At 44.4% G+C, this 277-nt stretch carries 1 protein-coding gene; it reads right to left on the bottom strand.

Going from position 1 to position 277, the window contains the following annotated elements; translation table 11 throughout:
* On the bottom strand, positions 1-277 hold a 277-nt coding region (locus AB4486_RS28540; RefSeq protein WP_372120199.1), incomplete at both ends, for a ketopantoate reductase C-terminal domain-containing protein.

The raw sequence follows: 277 nt of genomic DNA on the forward strand, positions 1-277 counted from the left end.
TCTCTTCGGCCTGCATAACTAGTGTTAGCTCTTCAACGATAGAACTTAAAATACCCTCAAACCTTTGGTCTGCAAGTTCGCCGTTCTTGATTTGTTCCAACCCAGTGAGTGGGTTGATAGCACAATTGATGGCGAGTTTAGTCCATAGTGCGGATGTTATCTCTGGGTTCCAACTCACAGCGGGGAGAGCATTATCTAAGACATCAACTAAAAACGTGCACTGTTGACCCGTTTGGTTAAAAGTACCCAATTGAGTTTGCCCCAATCCAGTATGAGA

It is taken from the genome of Vibrio sp. 10N.222.55.C6 (assembly GCF_041473395.1).
In the GTDB taxonomy this organism is placed as follows: domain Bacteria; phylum Pseudomonadota; class Gammaproteobacteria; order Enterobacterales; family Vibrionaceae; genus Vibrio; species Vibrio crassostreae_C.